At 46.3% G+C, this 1,672-nt stretch carries 1 protein-coding gene; it reads right to left on the bottom strand.

All coding sequences use genetic code 11. The features are described 5' to 3' along the window. Positions 1–1,672, bottom strand: a 1,672-nt coding sequence (locus tag VN105_RS17050; RefSeq protein WP_325642734.1) for a beta-L-arabinofuranosidase domain-containing protein, incomplete at both ends; no start/stop codon positions are given.

Genomic DNA, 1,672 nt, shown 5'->3' with positions numbered 1-1,672 from the left:
TCAAAAAGAAACAAGTTGCTTGTTAATTTCAGCATATTGTAAGTTGCACAGGTTTCATTCTGTCCACCTTCGGAAAAACCATTTTTATATAAGGTGGCCGGTTCTGCTGTAAAAACTTCCGCATTGGCCGGATTGCGCGCGCCCGCAACCCCGCCTATACTGTACATGTAATCATTTACAGCTTTGTACCAAAAGTTGTCGGCCACCCGGTAGTATTCCGGCAGATTGGAAACCTGATATAGCTCGATACTTCCCACAATCTGTGGAATATGCTGATTGGCATGCAATCCACGAAAAGTATCGACATTCTTAGCCAATCCATGTGCATGCTGCGCATTACCAAAGAACATATCGATATTGTCAAAAAATTGCGCGGTTTTCAGATAATGCTCCTTATGGGTGATGCGGTAAAGATGTGCCAATGTCTCATTCATTCCTCCAAATTCACCGGCAATATACGTATTCCACACCTGTATCAGCGTTTCCTTTGGCAGCTGACTAAGCCGCGCATGCACCCAGTCTGCCATACCTGTGGCAACCTGAAGCGCCTTTTCATTGCCGCTCACTTCATAGATATCAATTAAGCCGGACAAAATTTTATGTAAAGTATAATAGGGCGCCCAAACCTGTGTTTTCTGTCCCCCATATTTCGCCCCTTTTTCCAACATAATAAATTGATCCGGTGGATAAGCGCTAATATAGCCCACGCCCCAATTCCAATAATCCGTGCGGATTCCTTCGCGGCTCAGATCCGAGTCATAGGTTGATTTACCGGGACCATAGGGGATGGCGGTCGGGTCAGCTACGGACGCAGCGCCTGCCTGTTGCGGTTTACCCGACAATTGAGCCAGATCATACAGCGTATTGACCATATAGGTCATTTTCCCGGCAAAATTAGCTTGCAATGTTTTATCATATCCGGTACTCGCATAAGCCTGTGCGATCGCAGTCAGATAATGACCCGTCGCATGACCTCTAAGTTTGGTATCCTGACTATCCCATACCCCCAGCGGTTTAGCGCCCTGCGGTTGTGGTTGTCCAAATGCATCGCGAAACATGTAGAGAAAAGAGTTAGGATCAGTAGCCGCCAAAGTCTTGATAAACTTATTCCGATTTTCAATAAATTTTGTTTCTTGATTTTGCGCGTCAGCTTGCAGGGAAACCTGACTAAGATCAAAAGCTTCCAGCTTCAACTTTGGTGCGGCAGCGGTCTTGCCTGCCTTTATGGTCACGATTGCTTTAGGCTGTATCGCTGTTCCCGGAACACGGCCCGTAATGGTATAACGTCCGGCTTCCAGGACGGTACTGTTATCCGCTGGCGAAGGCCATAATACCCGTACTTTGGGACCGATCACCCCCTCTTTATATGTGCCCGGTACATAGCTTGGCAAACGTGGCAAATCTCCCAATGCCGTTTCCACCTGCACATCCGGGACAGCAAGCAAGTATGCATTATAGAGTTGCGCTTGCGTCAATGGAAATTCAGGCAGGTTATCCTCTACCTTAGTTACATTTACAGCACGATTACTTACTCCACGTTGTGAATTGGTATAAATCCCCGTAAGCTGGTTTTTACTCAACGGAACACGGTAGATCCGAAAATCATGCAACATACCATCCAATGTCGGCGATCCTGTCAAAAGTGATTTTCCGATATACAATTTATTCTTAT

This window comes from Chitinophaga sp. (genome assembly GCF_035564935.1).
GTDB lineage: Bacteria > Bacteroidota > Bacteroidia > Chitinophagales > Chitinophagaceae > Chitinophaga.
Note: the sequence above shows the minus strand (reverse complement) of the source record. Positions and strands in the feature narration are given on the sequence as shown.